Raw genomic sequence first — 1,432 nt, 5'->3', positions numbered from 1 at the left:
GGCGGCAGCGAATCCTCCGCAGAACCCTCCGCGATATCCTTTGCTCAAGCAGTGGTTGTGGCACTGATGTTCGTTGAAGGGGCAGGCGAAGCAATTGCTGGTTTCGAGGGGATTGCGGGTCTCGGCGTTCATGGTGCCTCTGAATCTGTTGTCGCTCAGTGACGTGCGGCGCCGGGAGAACATGTCCATGTAGTTCTCCTTCTTCATGTGAGTTCTGTGTGGGGTGAGGAAGCTGTCATCGGATGCGGGTGTGTTTCCGAGTCTTCGGTATGTGATCAGTCCTCTGCGAGCGCCATGACCGGCGGCACCGAGGCTGCCCGTCCGGCCGGGCGCAGTGAGGCCAGCAGGCCGACGGCCAGGGTCGCGGCGAACATGCCGATCAGCGCGAGGTAGGGGATGTGCACAGACATGCCCTTAGCAGCCCCTCCCGCCGCATCCGTGCCTGCTGCGCCAAGGAACATTCCGATGAGGAGGCCGAGGCTCCCCCCCACGGCCGCCAGGAGGGTCCCCTCGGTGACGATGAGGCGCCGGATCTCCTGGCGGGAGCTGCCGGTGGCGCGCAGGACCCCGATCTCTCGAATGCGTTCCAGGACCGAGACGTCCGTGGTGTTGGCCAGCCCGGACAAGGCGATGACCAGGGCGGCTCCCAGAACCAGGCAGACGATGAGGGCCATCCTCGTGATGAGGGATGACATCTGCTCACTGGCGGCGGCGCTACCGGCCACCATCAGAGCCTGACCTCGGACAGCCGCATTGAGGGCGTGCTCGGTATCGGATGTCATGGAATTGCCGGTGGACCGAACCCACATGGTGGTGTTGGTAGGGGTATTGCTGTTGATGCGCTGAGCCACTGCCGGGCTGATGGCGGCGCCCCAGCCTTCCTGGACGCGAGCCGTCAGCTCAACACTTCCGGTTGCCCCGGTCAGGGTGACTGTGGAGCCGTCCGGAATGTTATAGATGCCGCCCACAATGAGGGTCTTGTCATCGAGGCCCTCCAAGCCGCTGGTGGACCGTACAATAGGCGCGATACTACCGGTATCAATGACGTCGACAGTAATGTCCTTCGACTTTCCATCGATGGTCTGGGTCAGGCCGAGGGAGGGAACATAGGTGACATCCTTGACCCCGTCGACTGCTTTGACCTGCTTCGTCAGCTGCGCGGTATCGGTCTGCGGCGTGACCCCGAAGATCCTGGCGTCCACGGGTGAGCTGTGGCCGAGGATGGCGTCGAAGGAGGCGTTCAGAGAGGACAGGCCGACGAAGAGCGCTGACCCCACCAGGACGCAGACGAAAAGTGTGGCGGCGGTCGCGGCGGACCGTCCGGAGTTGCGGGCCAGGTTCCGGGTAGCCAGGCGCAGGACCGGGAATCGCGCGTCACCACTGATTCTGCCGATGAATCCGATGATGGCGGTGACGAGCAGAGGAAGGCTGA

2 protein-coding genes are annotated in these 1,432 nt (G+C 63.5%); both read right to left on the bottom strand.

Annotation, left to right across the window (positions count from 1 at the left end; translation table 11 throughout):
* The coding region (locus HMPREF2883_RS15800) for an actinodefensin (protein ID WP_371080108.1) at positions 1-183 on the bottom strand (183 nt) is incomplete at its 3' end.
* Between the two features lie 92 nt (positions 184-275).
* Positions 276-1,432 (bottom strand): ABC transporter permease (locus tag HMPREF2883_RS00200; protein WP_141758967.1); only part of this gene is annotated, 1,157 nt, incomplete at its 5' end.

This window comes from Actinomyces sp. HMSC075C01, from assembly GCF_001812965.1.
Lineage (GTDB): Bacteria > Actinomycetota > Actinomycetes > Actinomycetales > Actinomycetaceae > Actinomyces > Actinomyces acetigenes.
This window is presented reverse-complemented; position numbering and strand designations above follow the sequence as displayed.